This is a genomic window from Friedmanniella luteola, assembly GCF_900105065.1.
GTDB classification, from domain to species: domain Bacteria; phylum Actinomycetota; class Actinomycetes; order Propionibacteriales; family Propionibacteriaceae; genus Microlunatus; species Microlunatus luteolus.
This window is the reverse complement of record NZ_LT629749.1, coordinates 4,396,963-4,421,637: the sequence shown is the minus strand read 5'-3', so window position 1 is coordinate 4,421,637 and position 24,675 is coordinate 4,396,963. Positions and strand designations below refer to the sequence as shown.

Annotated in this window: 24 protein-coding genes; 14 read left to right on the top strand and 10 right to left on the bottom strand. The window is 75.1% G+C overall.

Annotation, left to right across the window (positions count from 1 at the left end; translation table 11 throughout):
• The first annotated feature begins 59 nt into the window (after nt 1–59).
• From BLT72_RS20665 to BLT72_RS20655, 3 genes are all read left to right on the top strand, one after another.
• Nucleotides 60–545 (top strand): pyridoxamine 5'-phosphate oxidase family protein, encoded by a 486-nt coding sequence (locus BLT72_RS20665; protein WP_091415672.1) that lies wholly within the window; start codon nt 60–62, stop codon nt 543–545.
• 98 nt (nt 546–643) lie between these two features.
• The gene (gene cobN, locus BLT72_RS20660; protein WP_091415669.1) at nt 644–4,321 is read left to right on the top strand and encodes a cobaltochelatase subunit CobN; all 3,678 of its coding nucleotides are present in this window, start codon (nt 644–646) and stop codon (nt 4,319–4,321) included.
• A 25-nt stretch (nt 4,322–4,346) separates the two neighbouring features.
• Nucleotides 4,347–4,739 (top strand): pyridoxamine 5'-phosphate oxidase family protein, encoded by a 393-nt coding sequence (locus BLT72_RS20655; protein ID WP_091415667.1) that lies wholly within the window; start codon nt 4,347–4,349, stop codon nt 4,737–4,739.
• A 71-nt stretch (nt 4,740–4,810) separates the two neighbouring features.
• Here the strand turns inward: BLT72_RS20655 and BLT72_RS20650 are convergent, their stop codons facing one another.
• Both BLT72_RS20650 and BLT72_RS20645 read right to left on the bottom strand, forming a co-directional pair.
• On the bottom strand, nt 4,811–5,644 hold the full coding sequence (locus tag BLT72_RS20650; RefSeq protein ID WP_091415665.1) for an aldo/keto reductase: 834 nt from the start codon (nt 5,642–5,644) through the stop codon (nt 4,811–4,813).
• A 47-nt stretch (nt 5,645–5,691) separates the two neighbouring features.
• Entirely contained in the window at nt 5,692–6,105 is a 414-nt protein-coding gene (locus BLT72_RS20645) for a VOC family protein (protein WP_091415663.1), read from the bottom strand.
• Between the two features lie 100 nt (nt 6,106–6,205).
• On the opposite strand from BLT72_RS20645, the gene BLT72_RS20640 reads away from it, so the two are divergent.
• On the top strand, nt 6,206–6,730 hold the full coding sequence (locus tag BLT72_RS20640) for a MarR family winged helix-turn-helix transcriptional regulator (RefSeq protein WP_091415660.1): 525 nt from the start codon (nt 6,206–6,208) through the stop codon (nt 6,728–6,730).
• Here the strand turns inward: BLT72_RS20640 and cobF are convergent.
• The 4 genes from cobF to BLT72_RS20620 form a co-directional block, all read right to left on the bottom strand.
• Nucleotides 6,682–7,482 (bottom strand): precorrin-6A synthase (deacetylating), encoded by an 801-nt coding sequence (gene cobF, locus BLT72_RS20635; RefSeq protein WP_091415656.1) that lies wholly within the window; start codon nt 7,480–7,482, stop codon nt 6,682–6,684. The genes BLT72_RS20640 and cobF overlap by 49 nt on opposite strands.
• Nucleotides 7,479–8,960, bottom strand: a complete 1,482-nt coding sequence (locus BLT72_RS20630) for a cobyric acid synthase (protein ID WP_091415653.1) — start codon at nt 8,958–8,960, stop codon at nt 7,479–7,481. Before BLT72_RS20630 ends, cobF begins: the two co-directional genes overlap by 4 nt.
• 113 nt (nt 8,961–9,073) lie before the next feature.
• Nucleotides 9,074–9,820: a class I SAM-dependent methyltransferase gene (locus BLT72_RS20625; protein WP_197677121.1), complete on the bottom strand. Its 747-nt coding sequence runs from the start codon at nt 9,818–9,820 to the stop codon at nt 9,074–9,076.
• 10 nt (nt 9,821–9,830) lie between these two features.
• Nucleotides 9,831–10,817 (bottom strand): methylenetetrahydrofolate reductase C-terminal domain-containing protein, encoded by a 987-nt coding sequence (locus BLT72_RS20620; protein ID WP_091415651.1) that lies wholly within the window; start codon nt 10,815–10,817, stop codon nt 9,831–9,833.
• A gap of 96 nt (nt 10,818–10,913) precedes the next feature.
• On the opposite strand from BLT72_RS20620, the gene BLT72_RS20615 reads away from it, so the two are divergent.
• Complete coding sequence (locus BLT72_RS20615; protein ID WP_091415648.1) at nt 10,914–11,516, top strand: YdeI/OmpD-associated family protein; 603 nt, start codon at nt 10,914–10,916, stop codon at nt 11,514–11,516.
• 33 nt (nt 11,517–11,549) lie between these two features.
• On the opposite strand, the gene BLT72_RS20610 is transcribed toward BLT72_RS20615, so the two are convergent.
• Nucleotides 11,550–12,548 carry an EamA family transporter gene (locus tag BLT72_RS20610; RefSeq protein WP_091415646.1) on the bottom strand — a complete coding sequence of 333 codons (999 nt, stop codon included), beginning with the start codon at nt 12,546–12,548 and terminating at the stop codon, nt 11,550–11,552.
• Nucleotides 12,549–12,679: 131 nt separating this feature from the next.
• Between BLT72_RS20610 and BLT72_RS20605 the strand changes: the two genes are divergently transcribed.
• From BLT72_RS20605 to BLT72_RS20585, 5 genes are all read left to right on the top strand, one after another.
• On the top strand, nt 12,680–13,228 hold the full coding sequence (locus tag BLT72_RS20605) for a CGNR zinc finger domain-containing protein (RefSeq protein WP_091415643.1): 549 nt from the start codon (nt 12,680–12,682) through the stop codon (nt 13,226–13,228).
• Entirely contained in the window at nt 13,225–14,406 is a 1,182-nt protein-coding gene (locus tag BLT72_RS20600) for an aminotransferase class I/II-fold pyridoxal phosphate-dependent enzyme (protein ID WP_231930203.1), read from the top strand. The genes BLT72_RS20605 and BLT72_RS20600 overlap by 4 nt, the downstream gene beginning before the upstream one ends.
• Nucleotides 14,407–14,531: 125 nt before the next feature.
• On the top strand, nt 14,532–15,176 hold the full coding sequence (locus BLT72_RS20595) for a PadR family transcriptional regulator (RefSeq protein WP_197677120.1): 645 nt from the start codon (nt 14,532–14,534) through the stop codon (nt 15,174–15,176).
• The gene (locus BLT72_RS20590; protein ID WP_091415640.1) at nt 15,173–16,732 is read left to right on the top strand and encodes an MFS transporter; all 1,560 of its coding nucleotides are present in this window, start codon (nt 15,173–15,175) and stop codon (nt 16,730–16,732) included. Before BLT72_RS20595 ends, BLT72_RS20590 begins: the two co-directional genes overlap by 4 nt.
• On the top strand, nt 16,729–17,133 hold the full coding sequence (locus BLT72_RS20585; RefSeq protein WP_091415637.1) for a PPOX class F420-dependent oxidoreductase: 405 nt from the start codon (nt 16,729–16,731) through the stop codon (nt 17,131–17,133). The genes BLT72_RS20590 and BLT72_RS20585 overlap by 4 nt, the downstream gene beginning before the upstream one ends.
• A gap of 6 nt (nt 17,134–17,139) precedes the next feature.
• On the opposite strand, the gene BLT72_RS20580 is transcribed toward BLT72_RS20585, so the two are convergent.
• The gene (locus BLT72_RS20580; RefSeq protein WP_091415635.1) at nt 17,140–18,027 is read right to left on the bottom strand and encodes a serine protein kinase RIO; all 888 of its coding nucleotides are present in this window, start codon (nt 18,025–18,027) and stop codon (nt 17,140–17,142) included.
• A 331-nt stretch (nt 18,028–18,358) separates the two neighbouring features.
• On the opposite strand from BLT72_RS20580, the gene pdhA reads away from it, so the two are divergent.
• The 4 genes from pdhA to BLT72_RS20560 are packed head-to-tail and all read left to right on the top strand — an operon-like array spanning nt 18,359 to nt 22,638.
• Nucleotides 18,359–19,528: a pyruvate dehydrogenase (acetyl-transferring) E1 component subunit alpha gene (gene pdhA, locus BLT72_RS20575; protein WP_231930694.1), complete on the top strand. Its 1,170-nt coding sequence runs from the start codon at nt 18,359–18,361 to the stop codon at nt 19,526–19,528.
• An 11-nt stretch (nt 19,529–19,539) separates the two neighbouring features.
• Nucleotides 19,540–20,499, top strand: a complete 960-nt coding sequence (locus BLT72_RS20570; RefSeq protein WP_091418010.1) for an alpha-ketoacid dehydrogenase subunit beta — start codon at nt 19,540–19,542, stop codon at nt 20,497–20,499.
• Nucleotides 20,500–20,557: 58 nt separating this feature from the next.
• Nucleotides 20,558–22,051, top strand: a complete 1,494-nt coding sequence (locus BLT72_RS20565) for a dihydrolipoamide acetyltransferase family protein (RefSeq protein ID WP_091415631.1) — start codon at nt 20,558–20,560, stop codon at nt 22,049–22,051.
• 53 nt (nt 22,052–22,104) lie between these two features.
• Nucleotides 22,105–22,638 carry a P-loop nucleotide/nucleoside kinase family protein gene (locus tag BLT72_RS20560; RefSeq protein WP_091415629.1) on the top strand — a complete coding sequence of 178 codons (534 nt, stop codon included), beginning with the start codon at nt 22,105–22,107 and terminating at the stop codon, nt 22,636–22,638.
• Nucleotides 22,639–22,698: 60 nt separating this feature from the next.
• Here the strand turns inward: BLT72_RS20560 and BLT72_RS20555 are convergent, their stop codons facing one another.
• Nucleotides 22,699–23,415, bottom strand: a complete 717-nt coding sequence (locus BLT72_RS20555) for a polyamine aminopropyltransferase (protein ID WP_091415627.1) — start codon at nt 23,413–23,415, stop codon at nt 22,699–22,701.
• Nucleotides 23,416–23,452: 37 nt separating this feature from the next.
• Nucleotides 23,453–24,622: an acyltransferase family protein gene (locus tag BLT72_RS20550; RefSeq protein WP_091415624.1), complete on the bottom strand. Its 1,170-nt coding sequence runs from the start codon at nt 24,620–24,622 to the stop codon at nt 23,453–23,455.
• Nucleotides 24,623–24,675 lie beyond the last annotated feature (53 nt).

The following is a 24,675-nucleotide window of genomic DNA, read 5'->3' as shown; positions in this document are numbered from 1 at the left end:
AGGAACCGTGCGACCGGCTCGGTGCGTCCCGCGAGCCGCGCGCGGGAGAAGGACGGGGTATGACCTCCGACCCCACCCCCGTCCAGAAGATCGCCGAGCTGGCGAAGGGCATCGACTTCGCCATGCTCACCACCGTCGACGAGACCGGCGCCTTCGTCAGCCGTCCGATGGCCCAGCAGGACACCGACTTCGACGGCAACCTCTGGTTCCTCTCCTCCCGCGACTCCCGCAAGGTCGCGCACATCGCCGCTCACCCGCGGGTCGGGGTCGCCCTGACCTCCCGCGACGTCTGGGTCTCGGTGAACGGGACCGCCGAGGTGGTCGAGGACGCCGGCAAGGCCGCGGAGCTGTGGTCGCCGCAGATGGAGGGCTGGTTCCCCGGAGGGCCGGAGGACCCCTCGGTGGTCGTGGTCAAGGTGACCGGCGAGACCGCCGAGTACTGGGACACGCCGGGCGGGCTGGTCGCCTCGGTGCTGAGCCTGGTCAAGGTCAAGACCACCGGCGAGCGCTACCACGGCAACGACAACGAGGTCGTCGAGCTCTGACGTGCCGGTGTGAGGAGTTCGGGATCGTGGTCGACCCCGGGCTCGTCACACCGTCCTCGCGGGCGGGCACGCTGCCGCCAGCACCTAGGCTCTCCGCCATGACGCGCATCGCCCTGGTCTCCACCTCGGACACCGACCTGCTGTCGGCGCGCGCGTCGGGAGCCGACTACGTCTACGTCAACCCGACGAAGACCGCCCACACCGAGATGGCCGCGGTCTTCGCGGCCGCGGACCTGGTCGTGGCCCGCATCCTGGGCTCGGCGCAGTCGCTGTGCTCCGGCTTCGCCCGCATCCGCGGCGAGGGCCAGCCGATGGTCGTCCTCGGCGGCGAGCAGGCCCCGGACGCGTCGCTGATGGAGCTGTCGACGGTGCCGATCGGCATCGCCGCCGACGCCCACGTCTACCTCGCCCAGGGCGGCCCCGAGAACCTGGCGCAGCTGCACGCCTTCCTCTCCGACACCGTGCTGCTGACCGGCGAGGGCTTCGAGCCGCCCGTCGCGCAGCCGGTCTGGGGCGAGCTGCCGCGCCCTGAGCCTGTCGAAGGGCCCTCGACGAGCCCAGGCCGCGGTTCCTCGCGCGTACGCCCGCGGGTCGGCATCCTCTTCTACCGGGCCCAGCAGACGGCCGGGAACACCGACTACGTGCACGCCCTGGCCGACGCGGTCGACACCGCGGGCGGGGTCGGCGTGCCGATCTTCGCCGCGTCCCTCCGCGACGCCCCGGCCGACCTGCTGACCCACCTCGGCACGCTCGACGCCCTCGTCACCACGGTGCTCGCGGCCGGCGGCACCCGCCCGGCGACCGCGTCGGCCGGTGAGGACGACGGCGCCTGGGACGTGCAGGCGCTGGCGGCGCTGGACATCCCGATCCTGCAGGGGCTCTGCCTGACCACGCCACGTGCGGTGTGGGCGGAGTCGGACGAGGGGATGAGCCCGCTCGACGTGGCCACCCAGGTCGCCGTCCCCGAGTTCGACGGCCGGGTCATCACCGTCCCGTTCTCCTTCAAGGAGACCGACGCGGACGGACTGCCCAGCTACGTCCCCGACCTCGAGCGCTGCCGCCGGGTCGCCGAGATCGCCGTCAACCACGGCCGGCTCCGGCACCTCGCGCCCGGCGAGCGGCGGATCGCGCTCGTGCTGTCGGCCTACCCCACCAAGCACTCCCGGATCGGCAACGCCGTCGGCCTCGACACCCCCGTCTCGGTGATCCGGCTGCTGCGCGCGCTCCGGGCGGCGGGCTACGACGTCGGCGCCCCCGGCGACATCCCGGGCACCGGTCCGCTGGAGCCGGTCGAGGGGGAGTCGGCCGACACCACCGCGGGCAACGCCCTGATCCACGCGCTCATCGCCGCCGGCGGCCAGGACCCGGAGTGGCTGACGTCGGGCCAGCTGTCCGGCCAGCCGGCCCGGGTCCCCGCCGCCACCTACCGGCGCTGGTTCGACGACCTGCCCGCCGAGCTGACCGACGCGGTCACCGCCGCCTGGGGCGAGGCGCCCGGCGAGCTGTTCGTGGACCGCAGCCGGGACCCCGCGGGCGAGGTCGTCGCCGCCACCCTCCAGGCCGGCAACGTGGTGATCCTCGTCCAGCCGCCGCGCGGCTTCGGGGAGAACCCGATCGCGATCTACCACGACCCCGACCTCGCGCCCACCCACCACTACCTCGCCGTCTACGGCTGGCTGCAGCACGAGTTCGGCGCCCACGCCGTCGTGCACGTCGGCAAGCACGGCAACCTCGAGTGGCTGCCGGGCAAGAACATGGGCATGTCCGCCGCCTGCGGGACCGACGCCGCGCTGGGCTCGCTGCCGCTGGTCTACCCGTTCCTGGTCAACGACCCGGGCGAGGGGACCCAGGCCAAGCGCCGCGCCCACGCCACCGTCGTCGACCACCTCATCCCGCCGATGGCCCGGGCCGAGTCCTACGGCGACATCGCCCGGCTCGAGCAGCTGCTGGACGAGTACGGCAACGTCGTCGCCATGGACCCGGCCAAGGTGCCGGCGCTGCGCGGGGAGATCTGGACGCTGATCCAGGCGGCCCAGATGGACGCCGAGCTGGGCCTGACCGACCGGCCCGACGACGAGGCGTTCGACGACTTCGTGATGCACGTCGACGGCTGGCTCTGCGAGATCAAGGACGTCCAGATCCGCGACGGCCTGCACGTGCTGGGCCAGGTGCCCCAGGGCGACGAGCTGGTCAACCTCGTGCTCGCGGTGCTGCGGGCGAACCAGGTGTTCGGCGGCCAGGTCAACGGGGTGCCCGGCCTGCGCACCGCGCTCGGGCTCGCGGAGGGTGACGCCCCGCTCGCGCAGGTCGACGCCGTCGAGGAGCAGGCCCGCGCGCTGGTGGTCGCGCTGTCCGAGGCCGGATGGGACGCCGCTGAGGTACCTGGCGTCGTCCGTGCCCTGAGCCTGTCGAAAGGCGCTGACCTCGCCGGCGTCGAAGCCGCGCTCACCTTCGCCTGCGTCGAGGTCGTCCCGCGCCTCGCCCGCACCGGCGACGAGATCGGCAACACCCTGCACGCGCTGGCCGGCGGCTACGTCCCGGCCGGGCCGTCGGGGTCCCCGCTGCGCGGCCTGGTCAACGTGCTGCCGACCGGGCGCAACTTCTACTCCGTCGACCCCAAGGCGATCCCGTCGCGGCTGGCGTACCAGACGGGCCAGGCGATGGCCGAGTCGCTGGTGCAGCGCCACCTGGACGACACCGGTGCGTACCCGCAGTCCGTCGGTCTCAGCGTCTGGGGCACCTCGGCCATGCGCACCTCCGGCGACGACGTGGCCGAGGTGCTGGCCCTGCTCGGCGTCGTCCCCGTCTGGGACGAGGGCTCGCGCCGGGTGACCGGGCTCGAGGTGCTGCCGCTGGCCGAGCTGGGCCGGCCGCGGGTCGACGTCACGGTCCGCATCTCCGGGTTCTTCCGGGACGCCTTCCCGCACGTGCTGGCCATGCTGGACGACGCGGTCCGGCTGGTCGCCGACCGCGACGAGCCGGCGGAGCAGAACTACGTCCGCGCCCACGCGCAGGCCGACCTGGCCGCGCACGGCGACGAGCGCCGCGCGACCACCCGGATCTTCGGCTCGAAGCCGGGCTCCTACGGCGCGGGGATCCTGCCGCTGATCGAGGCCGGCAACTGGCGCGACGACGCCGACCTGGCGGAGGTCTACACGGCGTGGGGCGGCTTCGCCTACGGCCGCGACCTGGACGGCGCGCCGGCGCGGGAGGACATGGAGGCCAACTACCGGCGGATCAGCGTCGCCGCCAAGAACATCGACACCCGCGAGCACGACATCGCCGACTCCGACGACTACTTCCAGTACCACGGCGGCATGGTGGCGACGGTCCGTGCGCTGACCGGGACGGCACCGAAGGCCTACGTCGGCGACTCGACGGTGCCCGACGCGGTCCGGACCCGGACGCTGGGCGAGGAGACCGCCCGGGTGTTCCGCGCCCGCGTGGTGAACCCGCGCTGGATCGGAGCCATGCAGCGGCACGGCTACAAGGGCGCGTTCGAGCTGGCGGCGACCGTCGACTACCTGTTCGGCTTCGACGCCACCGCCGGCGTGGTGCCCGACTGGATGTACGCGCAGCTGGCCGAGAGCTACGTGCTGGACAAGGTCAACCAGGACTTCATGAAGCACGCCAACCCGTGGGCGCTGCGCGGGATCATCGAGAAGCTGGGCGAGGCGGCCGAGCGCGGGCTGTGGGCCGAGCCCGACCCGGAGCTCGTGGAGCAGATGCAGCAGGTCTACCTCGACGTCGAGGGCGACCTGGAGGACGCGCAGTGAGCCGGCGACCGGTCCAGGTCGCGCGGTGAGCCTCGACCCGGCCGACCTCGGCGAGGAGGTGCTGGCCTTCCTCGTCGAGCGGCACCTGGCCACGCTCACCAACGTCCGCGCCGACGGCACCCCGCACGTGGTGCCCGTCGGCTTCACCTACGAGCCGGCCACCCGGCTGGCCCGGGTGATCACCAGCGGGGAGTCGGTCAAGGCGAGGCTGGCCGGGCGGCCCGGCGCCGTCGGCGCGCTCTGCCAGGTCGACCGGGCCCGCTGGCTCACGCTCAGCGGTCCGCTGCACGTCGAGCGCGACCCGGACGCCGTCGCCGACGCCGAGCGCCGCTACGCCGAGCGCTACCGCGTCCCGCGCGAGAACCCGCTCCGGGTCGTCCTGGTGATGGCGGTCGACCGGGTCCTCGGCCGCGGCTGAGCCGACCGGTCAGACGCGGCCGGGACCGGAGCCCGACGGCGTCCGACCCGTCGGCCCCGGGCCGACCACCGTCAGTGGCCGAAGGTCTCCGGGTCGGCGACGTCGACCTCGCCCCGGTCGAGGGCGTCGACCCGCGCCAGCTGCTCGTCGTCGAGCGCGAAGTCGAACACGTCGAGGTTCTCCGCGATCCGCCCCGGGTCGGCCGACTTCGGCACCGCCACCAGCCCGGTCTGCACGTGCCAGCGGAGCACCACCTGGGTGGGCGTCCGGCCGACCTCGGCGGCGATGTCGGCGATCACGGGGTCCGAGCGCAGCCCGTCGGCGGAGCCGCCGATCGGGCTCCAGGACTCGGTGACGATGCCGTGCTCGCGGTGGTAGGCCTGCGAGGCGCGCCGCGCCGCGTAGGGGCTCAGCTGGATCTGGTTCAGGTCGGGCACCAGCCCCGCCTCCTCCTCCAGACGCTGCAGGTGCGCCGGGGTGAAGTTGGAGACGCCGACCGCGCGGATCGAACCGTCCTCGAGCAGGGCGGCCAGGCCGCGGACGGCCTCGACGTAGCGGTCCTGCCCCGGGTTGGGCCAGTGCACCATGAAGACGTCCAGGTACTCGACGCCCAGCCGCTCGGTGCTGGCCCGCCAGGCCTGCCGGACGCCGTCGACGCTGTGCCACTCCCGGTTGAACTTGGTGGTGATGACCACGTCCTCGCGCGGCACGGCGGAGTCCCGGATCCCCTGGCCGACGCCGTCCTCGTTGCGGTAGTTCTCGGCGCAGTCGACGAGCCGGTAGCCGGTCTCCAGGGCCGTGCGGACGGCGGCCGCGGCGTCGGCCCCGCGGAGCGGCCAGGTGCCGAGGCCGATCACGGGCAGGGCGAGGCCGTTGCGCAGCGGGACGGTCGGGGTGGCGGGCATGGTCCTCCTCGGTGGGACGTCGGAGCCCTGCACGCTAGCAAGCGGCCTCAGCCGGCCGGCGTGTGGCAGACCGCCTCCAGGCTGATGCCGTCGAGGTCCGTCACGAACGCCCCGTAGTAGTCGGGCTGGTACTCCGGGTGCACGGCGGGGGCCACCTCCGACGTGGCGCCGGCGGCCAGGGCGGCGTCGTAGAACGCGTCGACGGCCGCACGGTCGGGGGCGGTGAAGGCGAGGTGCATCCCCGCGCCCACCCGGCCCTGCTCGAGCAGCCAGAAGAACGGCTTGGGGGACCGTCCGAAGCCGTGCATCCGGAGCTGGTCGGCGCCGGGGTCGGCCGGCACCTCCAGCAGGGTGACGATGTCCAGCGTCGCCAGCACCGGCGTGTAGAACGCCACGGAGCGGTCGAGGTCGGGCACGGCGACGTTCAGGTGGTCGATCAGCGAGCCGGTGTACTCGGGCATCAGGTTCTCCTGGCGGTTCTGCTCAATGGCGAAGTATCTACGCAACGAAGATATCTGCCCACCGCGGTAGCGTCAACGCCTCGGGGCTGAGAGGAGAGACATGGAGCCGGACGAGGTGTTCGCGCACCGGGTGCGCCTGCTGGGCGGCCTGCGGAGCTTCGGCGCGAGCTACACCGAGCTCACCCAGGAGTTCGCGCTGTCCCTCGGGTTGCGCTCCACCGACGCCGGTGCCGTGGTCGAGATCCTCTACGCCGAGGACCTCGGCGTCCCGCTGACCCCGGCGCGGCTGGCCGAGCGGATCGGTCTCACCTCGGGGGCGACCGCGCAGCTGCTGAACCGGCTGGAGGTCGCCGGCCACATCACCCGGACCCGCGAGCTCACGGACCGCCGCAAGGTCACCCTGCGCACGAGCCCCGACATCGTGCCGCCGGCGCGGGCGTTCTTCGCCACCCTGGGCTCCCACCTCGACCGGCTGGTGGCCCGGCACGACACCGCGGAGCTCGCCCTGGTGGCCACCTTCCTCGACGAGCTGAGCCACACCATGGCCGCGGCCATCGAGGAGAGCCGCGTGCGGCCTCAGCCGGGCGGTCGGGGCGCCGGGTCGGGTCCCGACCGCAGCAGGTAGGTGTCCATCACCCAGCCCCGCTCGGCCCGGAGCCGCAGCCGCACCCGCCGGATCTCGTCGAGCACGTCGGCCAGCCGACCGGCCACCAGGGCCTCGTCGGCCAGCCCCAGCTGGGCGCCCCAGAAGATCTCCAGGTCGGGGTGCTCGCCCAGCAGCCGGGCGCAGGTCAGGGTGCCGTCCAGCATGACGACGACGTCCCCGAGGTCGACGCGGTACTCGGCCAGCAGCCGCCGGCCCGTGGTCACGTGCACGGAGCCCCCGACCCCGTTCAGCACCAGCCGGTGCCGGGCGGCGAGCAGCTGCAGGCTGCTGATGCCCGGGATGACCGTCGTCCGCAGCTCGACGCCGTGCTCGGCCACGGCGGCGACGATCCGCAGCGTCGAGTCGTAGAAGGCCGGGTCACCCCAGACCAGGAAGCCGACGACGCCGTCGGGGCCCACCTCGCGGCGGACGACCTCGGCGTAGCGCTCGGCGCGGGCGGCGTGCCAGTCGCGCACGCCGGCGGTGTAGGCGGCCGTGTCCCGCTGCGCGTCGGGTCCGCGCGGCGGGTCGGGGACCTCGACGAGCCGGTAGCCGTCGGGCCCCAGCACGGTGCGGCAGAGCTCGGTCCGCAGGGTGGCCAGGTCGCCCTTCACCTCACCCTTGTCCGCGACGAGGAAGAGGTCGACCCGGCGCATCGCCGCGACCGCCTCACCGGTCAGGTGGCCCGGGTCGCCGCTGCCGATCCCGATGACCAGCACCTCGACGCTCACGAGGCCACCTCGACGCCCAGCCGCGGCAGGGCGACGCGCGTGCCCGCGAGCAGCACGTCCAGGTCGACGTGCTCGTCCAGGGCGTCGGCCAGGGTCTCGACCATGGCCTCCCGTCGGTCGGCGTACCCGGCGGCGCCCGGCTGCGGCGACCACGACGACCCGGCGGCCGCGGCCACCTCGCCCAGCCAGGCCCGGCGGAAGGCGTCGTTCTCGCACGTGCCGTGCCACATCGTGCCCCACACCGCGCCGGCCCGGGCGCCGTCGAGGAACGGCTCGGCGCCGTCGTCCAGGGCGGCCAGACCGTGGTGGATCTCGTAGGCGTCGACGCGGTGGCCCCGCCACGCGCCGGTCGGCCGGCCCAGCACCTTGGCGTCGGCGAAGCGGACCCGGGTGGGCAGCAGGCCCAGGCCCTCGACCACCCCCGCGCCGGACTCGACCGGGTCGTCGATCCGGCGCGCCAGCATCTGGTAGCCGCCGCAGATCGCCAGCACGGGCCGGTCACGGCGGGCCCGCTCGGCCAGCACGGCGGCGAGCCCGGTCGCCCGCAGCCAGCCCAGGTCCGCCACCGTGGACCGGGAGCCGGGCAGCACCGCCAGGTCGGCGCCGGCCACCACGTCGGGGTCGGTGGTGACCAGCACGTCGACGCCGGGCTCGGCCGCCAGCGCCTCGACGTCGGTGAGGTTGGAGACGCGGGGGAGCCGGACGACGGCCACCCGGAGCGCACCCGGCCGCGGGTCCGAGCGGCGCCAGGCGCCCACCTCGAGGGTGTCCTCGGCGTCCAGCCAGACCCCGCTCAGCCAGGGCAGCACGCCGGCGAAGGGGACGCCGGTCCGCCGGGTCAGCTCGTCCAGCCCGGGCTGGAGGACGTCCGGGTCACCGCGGAACTTGTTGACGAGGAAGGATCGGATGACCGCCCGGTCGGCGGGCTCCAGCAGGGCGACCGTGCCGTAGAGGGCGGCGAAGACCCCGCCGCGGTCGATGTCCCCGACGACCACGCAGGGCAGGCCGAAGCGGCGCGCCAGCCCCAGGTTGACGTAGTCGCCGGACCGCAGGTTGATCTCGGCCGGGGAGCCGGCGCCCTCGCACACGACGAGGTCGAAGCGGGCGGCCAGCTCCGCGTACGCCGCCCAGGCCGCCTCCGCCAGGTGCGCGCGCCCGGTCGCGTACTGCCCCGCCTCGAGGGTGCCGGCGGGCCGGCCGCGGACGACGACGTGGGAGCGCCGGTCCGAGCCGGGCTTGAGCAGCACCGGGTTCATCGCCGACTCGGGCGGGACCCGGGCGGCCTGGGCCTGCAGGTACTGCGCGCGCCCGATCTCCGCGCCGTCGGCGCAGACGGCGGAGTTGTTGCTCATGTTCTGGGCCTTGAACGGCGCGACGGAGAGGCCCCGTCGCGCGAGAGCCCGGCACAGCCCGGTGACCACCAGCGACTTGCCGGCGTCCGACGAGGTGCCCGCGACCAGCAGACCCGAGGCGCTCACCGTCCGGAGTCTAGAGCGGCGGCTCAGGACGGCGGCCGGCCCAGGTCCCGCCTCTGCTCCAGCTGCTCCCCGTGCCGGGCCTGCGGAGCGAACCCCTCGCTGGCCAGCCGAGGTCAGCGTCCGGCGACCACCAGCGTGCCCACGAGGTCGCCCGCCGCGAGGAGCCGGCCGATGACGGCCGACTGCGCCTCCGCCGTCCGCCAGGCCTCGTCGTCGCCGTGCCGGCGCTCCAGCTCGGCGTCCACCGCGTCGGCGCGGTCCTGCCAGCCGGCCGGGGTGGCCGGGAAGTCGGCCGCCGAGCCGCTGTCGTGGACGGTGAGGCCGGCCTCCCGGAGCAGGTGGTCGAGGCGGGGCCGGGTGGGGAAGTCGTTGCCGGCCGGCTGCTCGGGCAGCGCTCCCGTGGCCACGAAGACCAGCAGGCCGAGGCGGCCACCGGGCCGCAGCACGCGGCGCAGCTCGGCCACGAACCGCGGCTGGTCGGGCACGGTGCAGAGCACGCCGAGGGACCACACCGCGTCGACGGAGGCGTCGGCGAAGGGCAGCGCCGACGCGGCCTGGACGACGGGCAGGTCGAAGAGCCGACGGGCGGCCCGGCAGGCGCCGGCCTCGGGCTCGCTGAGCAGGGGGCGGACGCCGGCCTCCGCCGCGGCGAAGGCGGCGGGCCCGCCGACGCCGGCGCCGGCGTCCAGCAGCAGGTCGCCGGGCGCGACGTCCAGCCGGTCGAGCAGCCAGCGCAGGGCGCCCGGGCTCCCGCTGCCCCGGCAGCCCGCCGCCAGGAAGTGGTCGGGACCCAGCGCCAGGGCCGCGTCGGCCGTCCAGGACGCGACGGTGTCGAACTCGGCCTTCATCTCCTCGGTCACAGCGCGCTCCTTACCCGCGGACGGCGCGCCCATCGCGGATCCGGGTCCCGATCTCGGCCTGCACGTCGGCCGCGAACGCGGTGCCCCGGCCGGAGGCGAGCCCGGACAGGTTCACCCCGGCCACCCCCTCCACCGCGAGCAGCGCCCGCGCCTCGGCGACGGCGACCCGGATGCCCGCCTCGACCGGGTCGGGCCTGGCCAGCACGGCGGCCACGGCCGCCCGGTCGAGCTCCAGGCCCGGGAGGGCGGCCAGCGCCGCCGCCGAGCGCTCGTCGGTGAACACGGCGACCGCGGCGACGACCGGCATCGTCAGCCCGCGGGTCCGCGCGGCGGCGACGAAGGCGGCCACGGCCTCCGGACGACCGACGTGGTTGAGGACCGCGACCGCCGCCCCGGCCTGCTGCTTGCGGACCAGCCGCTGGGGCCGCAGCCCGCGCGGAGGGGCGGCCGGCGCCTCGGGCACGGCGACCGGCAGCCCTCGCGCCGCGGCGAGCCCGGCCAGCCGGGTGCCGTCGAGGTCGAAGACGGCCGGGGCCGCGGTCGCCACCTCCGGCCGCCGGCCGTCGCCGGTCACGCACACGACGGTGGCCAGGCCGTCGGCCCGCAGCCGGTCCAGCTCGGCCTCGAGGGCGGCGCGCGGGCGCTCCCGGCAGGCCAGCGTCACCCACGGCCGGACGCCGGCCTCGGCGATCAGCCGCGCCAGCAGGCTGGGGGAGAAGTCCGGTCGGTCCTGGTGGTCGCCGACCAGCAGGGCGTCGGCGCTGCCCGCCAGCCGCCGCGCGGTCCGGGTCAGGGTCGCCCGGTCCGAGGGCGGGACGCTGAGGTCGGTCAGCACCTCCGGCACGGCCGCCGGCGGGGTGCCGGCGACGGGCGTCACGGGCGGCGGTTCCGGCAGGTCCAGGAAGACGCAGGGGTGCTCGGCGACCTCGCAGCGGCCGTCCGGCCGGACCCCGCCGCACGGGCCGTGCACCATCCGCTTGGGGCACCCGGTCCGCATCGGCCCAGCCTTCCACGGCTCCCGGGTCTTGCCAGCGGCCGCCCGGCCTGGACAGGATGCCCGGGGCGACCAGACACGGGGGCGGAGGGGGCGGGCGTGGCCGCGGACGTGGAGCAGGTGCACCTGGAGACCCGGGCGGAGTGGCGCGCCTGGCTGGCGGAGCACCACGCCACGGCGAGCGGGGTGCAGCTCGTCTCGTGGCGCACGGGCACCGGCCGGCCGGCCGTCGGCTACGTCGAGTCCGTCTGCGAGGCGCTGTGCTTCGGCTGGGTGGACAGCGTCGCCCGCCGGCTGGACGACGAGCGCAGCATGCAGTACTTCTCCCCGCGCAAGCCCCGCAGCGGTTGGGCGCGGACCAACAAGATCCGCGTCGAGGAGCTCCGGGCCGCGGGGCTGATGACCGAGGCCGGCGAGCGGGTCATCGCCGAGGCGGTGGCCAACGGGGCGTGGACGCTGCTGGACGACGTCGAGGCCGGGATCGAGCCCGACGACCTGCGGGCTGCCCTCGACGCCCGTCCGGCGGCGCGCGGGCACTGGGACGCCTTCCCGCCGTCCGTCCGCAAGGTCATGCTCGAGTGGCTGGTCCAGGCCCGGACGGCCGCGACCCGCGACAAGCGGCTGGCCGCCGTCGTCGACCGGGCCGCGGAGGGCGTCCGCGCCCACCCCGCCTGGCGGCCCGCCGGCTCGAAGGGTGCGTAGCCGTCGCGCGACGCCGGGACCCCCGCCCGCGGCCTAGGGGCGCGCGCCCCGCTGCACGACGCCGATCCCGGCCAGCACCAGTGCCCCGCCGACCAGTTGGCCGGGCGAGGGCTGCTGGGCCAGCAGCACCACGGCGAAGGCGACGGCGAACAGCACCTCCGCCAGCGACACGAACGAGGCCACCGAGCTGCCCAGCCGCCGGACGGCGACGATGCCGGTGAGGTAGGCCAGCACGGCCGTCACCCCGACCAGCAGCACCACGGGCAGCCACCAGCCGACCTCGGCGCCGGCCAGGACCGTGCTGCCGGTCCGGGCGGCCAGCGGCAGCAGTCCGATGCCGGCGGCCGCGAGGATGACGGCCCCGCCGACGCCGGTGCCGACGGTGGTCAGCAGCAGGGGCGGGACGGTGCCGTGGCGGCCGCCAGTCTCGCTCAGCACGAAGTAGGCGCACAGGCAGACGGCCGCCCCCAGTCCCCAGGCCACCCCGACGGGGTCGAGGGTGACGCCGCTGCGCAGGTCCAGCACGAAGACCAGGCCCAGCAGGGCCAGGGCGGCCCCGCCGAAGACGGACCCGGCGGGCCGGCGTCCGCTGCGGGCCCAGTGCCAGAAGATCAGCAGCACGGGGGCGAGGTACTCCAGCAGCAGGGCGACGCCCACCGAGAGGTACTGGACCGCGCTGAAGTAGCAGAGCTGGGCCAGGGCGACGGCGACGACGCCGTAGACGGCCATCCGGCCGGTCTGCCGCAGCGAGGGCAGCCCCGTCCGGCGCAGCAGCACCAGGCAGGGGACGAGCAGCAGCACGAACGCGCCGGTGATCCGGACGGCGACCACGGCCGCCGGCGTCCAGCCGAGGTCCAGCAGTGAACGGGCGAGCGAGCCGGACAGGCCGAACGAGGCGGCCGACAGCAGCGCGATGGCGAGGCCGCCGGCGTAGCCGCTGCGGGCGGCCGGGTGGCCGGGCTGCGGGTCGCGCTCGAGGGCGCCGGCCACGGACGGGACGGGGCTGGTGGAGGTCGGGCCGGTGCTGGTCATGAGGGCTCCCGTCGTGGATCGGTGCGTCCATCCGGAGTGGTCGACGGGGTCCGCGTCGCTGCGTCCTCGTTGTCACGACCAAAGCGTGGTTACACTCGTGACACTAGGGGAGGACCCCGTCAGGAGTCAACATGTCTTTTGCCCATGACACCGAGATCGCGCTCGGCGAGGCCGCGGCGCTGGTCAACACCCTGAGCGACGACGGCGACAGCCTGGAGACCCGCGCCGGTCTGGACGCGTTCCTGGCCCGGCACCCCTTCTCCGGGCAGGTGACCGGGGACGAGGAGGAGCTGCGCACCGTCCGCCGGCTCCGCGAGCGGCTCCGCGCGTTCTGGTCCGTGGACGACCGCGACGGGGCGGCCGCGCTGGTCAACGCGCTCCTCGCCGACTGCGCCACCTCGCCCTACCTGAGCAAGCACGACGCGTTCGACTGGCACCTCCACGTCACGCGGCCCGAGGCCCCGCTGGCGATGCGGATCGGGGCCGAGGCGGCGATGGGCTTCCTCGACCTGGTCCGCGCCGACGCGCTGGGCCGGCTCCGCACCTGCGCGGCCGACGACTGCTCCGACGTGCTGGTCGACCTCTCCCGCAACCACTCCAAGCGGTACTGCGACACGGGCAACTGCGGCAACCGGGCCAACGTCGCGGCCTACCGGGCGCGGAAGCGGACGCTCGCGTGAGCCGCCCCCGTCCGGCGCCCGCGACCCGCGCCGCGGTCCCGCCGTTCGCGGTGATGAGCATCCTCAACCGGGTGGCCGAGCTGCGCGCCGCCGGGCGCGACGTCGTCTCGCTCTGCGCCGGGGAGCCCTCGGCCGGGGCGCCGAGCGACGTCCGGGCGCGGATGACCGAGCTGATGGGCGGCGTCCCGCTCGGCTACACCGAGACCTTCGGCATCCGCCCGCTGCGGGCGGCGCTGGCCGGCCACTACGCGCGCTGGTACGGCCTCGACGTCGACCCGGACGCCATCGCGGTGACCACGGGCTCGTCGGGGGCCTTCACGCTGGCCTTCCTCGCCGCCTTCGACGCCGGCGACCGGGTCGCCCTGGCCCGGCCGGGCTACCCGGCCTACCGCAACATCCTCACGGCGCTGGGCTGCGAGGTCGTCGAGCTCGACTGCGGTCCCGAGCAGCGGTTCTCACCCGACGTCACCGTGCTGGAGGCGGCCCACGCCCGGGCGCCGCTGGCCGGCCTGGTGCTGGCGTCGCCGGCCAACCCGACCGGCACGATGGTCGACGCCCAGCAGCTGGCCGCGCTGGCCGGCTGGTGCGCCGAGCACGGCGTCCGGCTGGTCAGCGACGAGATCTACCACGGCATCACCGCGTCGGGGGAGGCCGGCAGCTGCGCCTGGGCGGTCGACCGGGACGCCCTGGTGATCTCGTCGTTCTCCAAGTTCTGGGGGATGACGGGCTGGCGGCTGGGCTGGTGCCTGGTGCCGGCCGACCTGCGGCCGGCCTTCGACGCCCTGGCGGGCAACTTCGCGCTCTGCGCCCCCGTGCCCGCCCAGCACGCCGCCGTCGCCGCCTTCACCGACCGCTCCTACGCCGAGGCGGCCGCGGCCGGCCGGACCTTCGACGCCGCGCGCGCGGTGCTGCTGGCGGCGCTGCCCTCGCTGGGCTGGGGCGCCGTCGCCCCGGCCGACGGCGCGTTCTACGTCTACGCCGAGCTGGGCGCGGCCCTGGCCGACCACGTCGACTCCGTCGCCTGGTGCGCGGCGCTCTTGGAGCGCGAGGGCGTCGCGCTGACCCCGGGCACCGACTTCGACACCGTCCGCGGCGGCAGCGCCGTCCGGGTCTCCCTCGCCGCCGGGCCCGACGCGGTGGCCGAGGCCGTCACCCGGATCCGGCGCTTCCAGTCCTGAGCCGGCGGCCGTTCCCCCGCCCCGCCCCAAGCCGTGAACGAACTCGTCGTCTACTCGAAGCTCGTTCACGGCTTGTCTGCCTGGACGGGGTGGTCAGGACGGACTACTCGTGCGAGAGTAGTCCCGTGTCCTCCATCCGGCTGTTCGTCCTCGACGCCCTCGCGCGCCGCGGCGACATGCACGGCCACCAGCTGCGGCTGCTGGCCGAGGAGGAGCACGTCCACCTGTGGACCGACATCTCCGTCGGCGCGCTGTACGGCGCGCTGAAGCGGCTGGCGGCCGAGGGGCTGCTGGCCGAGGTCCGCACCGAGCGCGAGGGCAGCTACCCCGAGCGCCAGGTGTACGGGATCACCGAGGCCGGGCGGGAGTCGTTGGCCGCCCTCCAGGCCGCGGCGCTCGAGCACGTCGTGCTCAAGCCCGACCCCTTCGACCTCGCGCTGAGCCGTCCCGACCCCGACCGGCTCGACGGCCTCGCCGACGCGCTGGACGCCCGGCTGTCCACCCTGCACGCCCTGCTCGCCGAGTCCCGCGCCCGCACGGCGCGGGCCCGGCCCTACCTCTCCGTCGGCGAGACGCACGCCCTGCTCCACCGCGAGCACCGGATCCGTGCCGAGATCGGCTGGCACGAGTCGCTGGTCGCGGCCGTGCCCGAGATCGTCGCCGACGAACGCGTCCGGGCCCTGCGGCCCGACGCCCTGCCCACCGCCGAAGACCTGGCCGCACGCCGTCGTGCCACGCCGGACACCCCGCCCGAAGGACACCACGCATGACCGAGCAGACCGCGGCCCGCGCCGCCACCCCGGGCGCCCCGGGGCCCCACCCCGGCGGACCGCCGCCCACCACCGTCCCGCGCCGCTCCTGGCAGGCGCTGGTCGTGCTGCTGGCGGGCATGTTCATCGCCCTGCTGGACACCACGATCGTCAACGTCGCCCTGCCGACCATCCGGACCAGCCTCGACGCCTCCGAGGCGACGCTGTCCTGGATCATCTCGGGCTACGCGCTGGCCTTCGGCCTGGCCCTCATCCCGGCGGGCCGCCTCGGCGACCGGTTCGGCCACAAGTGGGTCTTCTTCACCGGCATCGCCCTGTTCACGGTGGCCAGCGCCGCCTGCGGGCTGGCCCAGGGCGACACCCAGCTGGTCATCGCCCGGGTCGTCCAGGGCCTGGCCGGGGGCATCTTCGTGCCGGCCGTCACCGCCTACATCCAGCTGCTGTTCCCCGGCCCCGTCCGCGGCAAGGCCTTCGCCGTGATGGGTGCCGTCATCGGCGTCTCGTCCGCACTCGGCCCCATCGTCGGCGGCCTGATCATCCAGGCGTTCGGCGAGGAGGAGGGCTGGCGGCTGGTCTTCGGCGTCAACCTGCCGATCGGCGTCGCGACCCTGGTCGCCGCGGCCCTGCTGCTGCCGCGGAAGGACCCGGCCGACGCGCCGGCCCGCACCGGGCTGGACTGGCTGGGCCTGGTGCTGCTGAGCGCCGGCCTGGTGGCCCTGCTGGTCCCGTTGATCGAGGGCCAGGACCGGGGCTGGCCGCTGTGGACCTACCTGACCCTGGCCGGTGGTGCCGTCCTGCTCGTGCTGTTCGCCGTCTGGGAGATCCGCTACACCAAGCGCGGGCGCAGCCCGCTGGTCCCGCCGCACCTGTTCAGCCACGGCTCGTTCACCGGCGGCGTCGTGCTGGCGATGGTCTACTTCGCCGCCTTCACCAGCATCTTCTTCACCATCTCGCTGCTCTGGCAGTCGGGCCTCGGCCACACCGCCCTGGAGTCGGGGCTGGTCTCGGTCCCGTTCGCGATCGGCAGCATCATCGCCTCCTCGCAGAGCAACCAGCTGAGCCAGAAGCTGGGCCGGACGGTGCTGGTCGTGGGCACGGCCCTGGTCACGGTCGGCCTGGTCTGGACCTGGCTGGTGCTGCGCAACGCCACCCCGGAGAACCTGACGCACTGGGACCTGCTGCTGCCGCTGTTCATCGCGGGCCTCGGCAACGGCGCCTTCATCGCCCCCAACGCGCAGTTCATCATCGCCACCGTCGACCGGGCCGAGGCCGGCGCGGCCAGCGGGGTCGTCTCCACCGTCCAGCGGGTCGGCAGCGCCGTCGGGATCGCGATCATCGGCAGCGTGCTGTTCGGCTCGCTGGTGATCACCGGCCCCGACACGGTCGGGTCCGGCTTCCTCGCCGCGTCCGCCGACGCCATGGCCGTCAGCGCCGCCTTCAGCGTCGCCGCGCTGCTGCTGGTGTTCGTGCTGCCCAAGCAGGCCGGCGGCCGCCCGGCCGCCGCTGCCGCTGGTCCGCGGCGGGCCCTGGCTCCGGCCGAGGGCGACGCCGCGTGAGCGCGGCCGGACCCGTCCCCGCGGCCTTCGCCGCCCTGGGCGAGGCGTCGTTCGTCTCCCTGACCACCTACCGGCGCAGCGGCGCGGCCGTCTCGACGCCGGTCTGGGTGGCCGCGGACGGCGACGACCTGGTCGTCCTCACCCCGAGCGCCAGCGGCAAGGTCAACCGGCTGCGCCACGACGCCCGGGTGGAGCTGCGGCCCTGCAGCCGCCGGGGCGCCGTGGCCCCGGACGCCCCGACGGTCGCCGGCCGGGCCGCGGTCGAGCCGGCCTCGGTCGAGCACGTCCGCGGCCTGGTCAAGGCCAAGTACGGCCTCGAGTACCGGGTGTTCATGCTCGTCGAGCGGATCATCGCCCGCGGCGAGCAGGAGCGGCTGGGTCTGCGGATCACCCCCGCCTGAGGGGCGCTACAGGTGGGCGATGAGGTCGGCCAGCAGCTCGTCGCCGTCGACGTCCAGCCCGCGGGCGCGGAACCAGGTGGCGACGTTGCGGCAGTCACGGGCCAGGAAGTCCACCCCGGACGCGTTGCCGATGACGTCGACCGCCTGGGGCAGGTCGATGAGCACCAGGCGGTCCTCGGTGGCCAGCACGTTGAACGGCGACAGGTCGCCGTGCGCCAGGCCCATCGCCGCCATCACCCGCATCGCCGCCACCAGCTGCTCCCAGAAGTCGGCGAGCAGGTCGGGGCCGGGGCGGGTCTGGGCCAGCCGGGGGGCGGTGCTGCCGTCGGCCAGCGTCACGAGCTCCATGAGGATCTCCGTGCCGTCGAGCTGCACGGGGTAGGGGACGGGGAGCCCGGCCGACCAGAACCGGGCCAGGTGGTCGAACTCGGCGGTGGCCCACTGGCCGGCCTCGACGGTCCGGCCCCAGCGGGTGCCCTTGGCGGCAGCCCGCCGGTCCCGGGTGTTCCGCATCCGGCGGTGCTCGGTGTAGCCGGCGTCGCGGTGGAACAGCCGGTGGTCGGTGCCGCGGTAGCGCTTGGCCGCCAGCACCACGCCGTCCTCGTCGGGGACGGCGCGCTCCAGCAGGAAGACGTCCGCCTCCTTGCCGGTCTTGAGGATGCCCAGCTCGGTGTCGACGGCGGCGTCGGCCGTCACCAGCCAGTCCGGCCAGGGCTCGGGGCCGGCGAGGACGCCGATGTCGTCCCAGGTCGACCAGCGGCGGCCGGGGCCGAGGTCGTCCTCGAGCGGGACGTGGTCCCAGGGCAGCGGGTCGGCGGCCGGGACGGGGTGGAGGGGGGTCGGGTCAGGGACGGCGGCGAGGCCGCGCGCGCCCGGTGCTGCGGGGTCGGTCATGGTCGAGGAGTGCTCCAGAGACGAGGGGACGGGTCGAGGGGGACCCGGGGACGGTGATGGACACGTCACGCCTCCTTCGTCTCAGGGCGACCCCCGCGGGTCGCCGTCGGTCCACCCTCGGGCAAAGAACTAGGCCCTGCAAGTTGTTTTCCGGGCCCCGCGCGGTCGGCGGTACGTTGTGCAGCGCGGCGGCCGGCGCAGACCTCGACCGGGGACTTCAATGGCCAGGAGGGCGCGTCCACCGACGGGCCCCGGGCCGCGGGAGCACGGGTGGGTGCGCTCCCGAGCGGAGGAGAGGAAACCTGTGACCGAGGTCAGCCGAGTCGGGGACATCCCCCGCGCGGACGACGGGGCCGGGGCCTTCGGGCCCGGCGGTGACGCGGAGCTGGTCCAGCTGCTGACGCCGGACGGTGAGCGGCGCGAGCACCCCGACCACGCCTTCACCGGCAGCGACGAGGACGTCCGCGGCTACTACCGCGACATGGTCCTCAGCCGGCGGGTGGACGCGGAGGCCACCGCCCTGCAGCGCCAGGGCGAGCTGGGCGTCTGGGCCTCCAGCCTGGGCCAGGAGGCCGCGCAGGTGGGCTCCGGGCACGGCATGAGCCCGCAGGACTTCGTCTTCCCGACCTACCGCGAGCACGGCGTGGCCTGGGTGCGCGGGGTCGACCCGCTGCGGCTGCTGGCCATGTTCCGCGGCGTCGACCACGGCGCCTGGGACATCGAGCAGACCCGCTTCGGCCCGTACGCGATCATCATCGGCTCCCAGACCCTGCACGCGACCGGCTACGCCATGGGCATCGAGCGCGACGGCCTCGTCGGCACCGGCGACCCGGACCGCGACACCGCCGTGGTCGCCTACTTCGGCGACGGCGCCACCAGCCAGGGCGACGTCAACGAGGCGTTCATCTTCGCCAGCTCCTACAACGCCCCCGTCGTGTTCTTCTGCCAGAACAACCAGTGGGCGATCTCGGAGCCGATCGAGCGGCAGTCCCGGATCCCGCTCTACCGCCGCGCCTCGGGCTTCGGCTTCCCCGGCGTCCGCGTCGACGGCAACGACGTGCTCGCGGTCCAGGCCGTCACGAAGGCGGCCCTGGAGCGGGCCCGCTCCGGCAACGGGCCGACGCTGATCGAGGCCTACACCTACCGGATGGGCGCCCACACCACCTCCGACGACCCGAGCAAGTACCGGCTGGCCGACGAGCTGGAGCACTGGCGGCTCAAGGACCCGATCGCGCGGGTGAAGGCGTACCTGACCGCCGGCGGGCTCGCGGACGACACCTTCTACGCGGCCGTCGACGCCGAGGCCGACGCGATGGCCACCGAGCTGCGGGCCGCCTGCCTGGCGCTGCCGGAGCCGACCCTCACCGAGACCTTCGACTGGGTGTACGCCGAGCAGACGCCCTACCTGCGCGCCCAGCAGGCCGCCCACGCCGAGTACGTCGCGACCTTCGAGGACCCCGAGCCGGCGACCGCCCCGACGGCACCCGGAGGTGCACGGTGACCACGCTGACCATGGCCAAGGCGATCAACGCCGGCCTCCGCCGCGCCCTCGAGGCCGACCCCAAGGTCGTCCTGGCGGGCGAGGACATCGGCAAGCTGGGCGGTGTCTTCCGGGTGACCGAGGGCCTGCAGAAGGACTTCGGCGAGGGCCGGGTCATCGACTCCCCGCTGGCGGAGTCGGGCATCATCGGCACCGCCGTCGGGATGGCCATCCGCGGCTACCGGCCGGTGTGCGAGATCCAGTTCGACGGCTTCGTCTACCCGGCGTTCGACCAGATCGTCAGCCAGGTGGCCAAGCTGCGGTACCGCACCCGGGGTGCTCTCAGCATCCCGATGGTCATCCGCATCCCGTTCGGCGGGGGCATCGGGGGCGTCGAGCACCACAGCGAGTCGCCCGAGAGCTACTTCGTGCACACGGCCGGGCTCAAGGTCGTCAGCTGCGCCACCCCGGTCGACGCCTACTGGATGATCCAGCAGGCCATCGCCTCCGACGACCCGGTGGTCTTCCTCGAGCCCAAGCGTCGCTACCACGAGCGCGCCGAGGTGGACGAGGCGGCGACGCCGCTGCCGCTGCACGCGGCGTCGGTGCTCCGCGAGGGCCGTGACGTCACCCTGCTGGCCTACGGGCCGACGGTGAAGGTGTGCCTGGACGCGGCGGTCGCCGCCGCGGACGAGGGCCGCGACCTCGAGGTGGTGGACCTGCGCTCGCTGTCCCCGCTGGACATGACCACCGTCGCCGCGTCGGCCCAGAAGACCGGCCGGGTGGTCGTCGTCCACGAGGCGCCGACGACGCTGGGCCTGGGCTCGGAGCTGGCCGCCCGGATCACCGAGGAGTGCTTCTACTCCCTGGAGGCGCCGGTGCTCCGGGTGGGCGGGTTCGACACGCCGTACCCGCCGAGCAAGGTCGAGGACGGCTACCTGCCCGACCTGGACCGGGTGCTCGACGTCGTCGACCGCTCGCTCGCGTACTGATCGCGAGGGGGGACGACCCCCCTGTGAACCCCCCGCACGAGCCTGAGGAGGAGACGACATGGCGATCCGTGAGTTCCGGCTGCCCGATCCCGGGGAGGGCCTCGTCGAGGCCGACATCGTCACCTGGCGGGTGGCCGTCGGCGACACCGTCGCGGTGAACGACATCCTGCTGGAGATCGAGACCAGCAAGTCCCTCGTCGAGCTGCCCAGCCCCTACGCCGGGACGGTCACCGCGCTGCTGGTGGCCGAGGGTGAGACCGCCGACGTCGGCGCCCCGATCATCGCCATCGACGACGGGGCCGCGTCCGCCGCCCCGGCCGACGCGCCCTCGGCGGCGAGCCCGACGGCGGAGCGCGTCGTCGAGCCGAGCGACGGCATGGTCGGTGGCGGCGACGGTGGGCGGCGGGTGCCCAACCTCGTCGGCTACGGCCCCCGGACCGGGGAGAGCAAGCGGCGGCCGCGGAAGGCCGCCGCGGCCGACCCGGCGCCCCAGCAGGCGCACGACCAGCTGTCCGGCACCTTCGCGACGGACGTGCCGGTCTCCCGGCGCACCGACGACCGGGCCGCGCTGCACGCGGCCGCACCCGCCTCCTCGACCCCGGTCGCCCCGCTGCCCGCGCCCGGTCCGGCGGCCCCCGAGCCGCTGCTGCGCGGCGGGCCGGTGCTGGCCAAGCCGCCGGTGCGCAAGGTGGCCAAGGACCTCGGGGTCGACCTGACCACGGTCACCGGCACGGGTCCCGGGGGCGTCATCACCCGCGACGACGTGACGGCGGCCGCCGCGGCCGCGGCCGCGCCGGCACCGCTGGTCGCGCCCCCGGTGGCGGCGACGCGGCCGCAGGGCGAGGGCGACGTCCGGATCCCCGTGCGCGGGGTCCGCAGGGCGACGGCGGAGGCGATGGTCCGCTCGGCGTTCACCGCGCCCCACGTCACCGAGTGGCTCACCTGCGACGTCAGCGCCAGCATGGAGCTGCTCGAGCGGCTGAAGAGCCGCCGGGAGTTCCGGGACGTCCGGATCTCCCCGCTGCTGCTGGTGACCAAGGCCGTCTGCCTGGCCCTGCGCCGGACGCCGGAGCTGAACGCCTTCTGGGACGAGCCGGCCGGCGAGATCGTCCAGCTGGGCTCGGTCAACCTGGGCATCGCCGCGGCCACGCCCCGCGGCCTGGTGGTGCCGAACATCAAGGGCGCCCAGGCGCTGGGCCTGCTGGAGCTGGCGCAGGCGATCAACGCGCTGGTCGCCACCGCGCGCGAGGGCCGGACGCAGCCCGCCGAGATGGCGGGCGGCAGCTTCACCATCACCAACGTCGGCACCTTCGGCGTCGACGCCGGCACCCCGATCCTCAACCCCGGCGAGTCCGGCATCCTCTGCTTCGGCCAGATCGCCCGCCGCCCGTGGGTGGTGGGCACGGGCGCCGACGAGCGGATCGAGCCGCGCTGGGTGACCACCCTCGCCGTGTCGTTCGACCACCGGCTGGCCGACGGCGCCCAGGGCTCGACGTTCCTGGCCGACGTGGCCCAGGTCCTCGGCGACCCGGGGCTGGGACTGCTCTTCTAGCGGCTCGCCGACCTCGACGGGTCCCGGGTCGACGGGTGGCCGAGGATGGCCCGATGACCACGCTGTACCTGATGGTGGGGCTGCCCGGGGCGGGCAAGACGACCCGCGCGCAGGCCCTGGCCGCCGCGCACGACGCCCTCCGGCTGAGTCCCGACGTGTGGATGATCCCGCTGTACGGGGCGTCCGACCCGGACGGCAAGCGGGACGTCCTCGAGGGCCGGCTCGTGTCGGTGGCGCTGCAGGCCCTCCGGCTGGGCACCAGCGTCGTCCTCGACTTCGGCTTCTGGGGCCGCGACGAGCGGTCGTCCCTCCGGGCGCTCGCCGCGTCCCTCGGGGCGACGGCGGAGGTCGTCTACCTGCCGGTCGACCGGGAGACGCAGCGGTCCCGCGTCGGGAGCCGCTGGGCCACGACGCCGGGGGACACCTTCGCGATGACCGACGCGGAGGTCGACGACTCCCGCCGGGTGTTCGAGGAGCCGGACGCGGCCGAGCTGGCCGGCGGACCGGTGCCGCCGGCGCCGGCGGGCAGCGGCGGCTGGGCCACCTGGGCGGCCGCGCGCTGGCCGTCGCTCGACCGGGTGGGCTGAGGGGTCCGGGCGCTCGAGCGGGCCACGGACTGTGCCAGGGGTCGTGGCCCGCCGCAGGCCTCAGCCGCGCCGGGTGGCGAGGTAGACGGTGTTGGTCGCCTCGCGGTCCTGCAACGGGTTGGGGAAGGACACCACCTCGGCCGCGACGTCGTCGAAGACCGCGGTGAGGACCGCCAGGTAGGCCGCGTCGGGCGGGTCGTTGGACCACAGGGCGTAGACCCCGCCCGGCCGCAGGTGGCGGGTCAGGGTGCGGGTGCCGGCCGGGGAGTAGAAGCCGGCGCTGCCGTCGGCCAGCAGGTGGGCGGGGGAGTGGTCGATGTCCACCACCACGGCGTCGAAGGTCCGGTCCGGCTGCTCGGGGTCGAAGCCGGCGCCGTCGCTGAGGGCGAAGAAGTCGCCGTGCACGAACCGGCAGCGCGGGTCGGCGGTCAGGGTGGGTCCGACGGGCACCAGCCCGCGCCGGTGCCAGTCGATCACCGGGGCCAGCGCGTCGACGACCAGCAGCTCGCGCACCCGCGGGTCCTCCAGGGCGGCGGCCGCGGTGTGGCCCAGCCCGAGGCCGCCGACGGCGACGTCGAGGTGCTCCCCGCTCAGCCGGGCGAGGGCGAGCCGGGAGAGCTCCTCCTCGGCGACGGTGAACAGGCTGGACATCAGGTACTCCTCGCCCAGCTTCACCTCGAAGACGTCGACCCCGGAGACCGGGTCCTGGCGCCGCCGCAGGCTCACCTCGCCGATGGGGGTGGGCTGGAAGTCCAGCTCCTCGAGTCGGGCGCGCATCCCGTCACCGTCCTGCCCTGCTCGTCGGACGGCCAGCCTAGACCGGCTGGCGGACCCGGCCGCGCGCGTGCACCGCCCGCCCCACCCGCTGGGCCAGCCGGTGGAAGCGGGACTCCACGTGCCGTTCGAAGAGGACCGCGACGACGACGGCCACCGGGACGGCGAGGGCGATCGCCACCCAGGGCGACGCCGCGGCGGTGAGGAAGCGCGCCGCCAGCACGATCGGCTCGTGCACCAGGTAGAGGCTGAAGGAGATGCGGCCCGCCCACTGCAGCGGGCGCAGCTCGCAGAGCGCCCGGACGAACGGGCAGAACGCCGCCGCGACCACGAGGAGCCAGACGCCCGGCACAGCGAGGAACGCCAGCTGCCGGGCCAGCGGCGGGTCGGCGCCCAGCCCGGTGGCGTTCCACCGGGCCGTGGACAGCAGGGTGGCCAGAACCAGCACGAGGGGCCAGAACCACCAGCGCCCGGCCGACCAGCGCTGCGCCCGGTCCTGCAGGGTCGCCCAGCGCACCGCCGTCAGCACGCCGACGGCGAACATCGGCAGGTAGAACAGAGCCTCGACCGACGTCCACGACCCCACCGCGCAGAGCACCAGCAGCGCGACCGCCCGCAGCCCGTCGAGCCGGCGGGCGGGGACCAGCAGCAGCACGTACAGGGGCAGCAGCAGGGAGAACAGCACCTCCCACTGCAGCGACCAGAGAGGGCTGATCCGGCCCGACGTGCCCCCCACCAGGGTGAGGTCGTCCACGAACGCCTGCCCGGTGTAGACGTTCGGCCGCCGGACCACCCACGGGCCGAGCGCGTCCGCGTTGGAGCGGGGGACCAGCGCGATCGTCAGGGCCCCCAGGGCGACGGCCGCGATGACCGGCCCGTAGAGCCGGACGACCCGGCGTGGGTAGTAGGCCACCCAGTCGAAGCCGGGGCGGCCCAGCACCGGCAGCGTCAGCACCAGGCCGCTGAGCACGAAGAACAGGTACACCGACTCCGTGCCCGCCCAGACGAGGTGGAGGGGTGAGTAGGCGAGGGCGTCGGCGAACGGCGGCAGCACCTCGGCCGCGCGTCCGGCGTAGTAGACCCCGGCGAGCGCGGGGAACAGCAGCAGCGCGTGGTGCACCAGCACCAGGAGGGCAGCGGCCCCGCGCAGACCGTCCAGGCTGCGCAGCCGCGGGCGCGCGGCGGCGTCCGTCCCGCTCGCCCCCGTCACCCGAGCAGCCTAGGTCCCCCCGAGGTGGGCGGCCGCCCGCCTCACCGACCGGG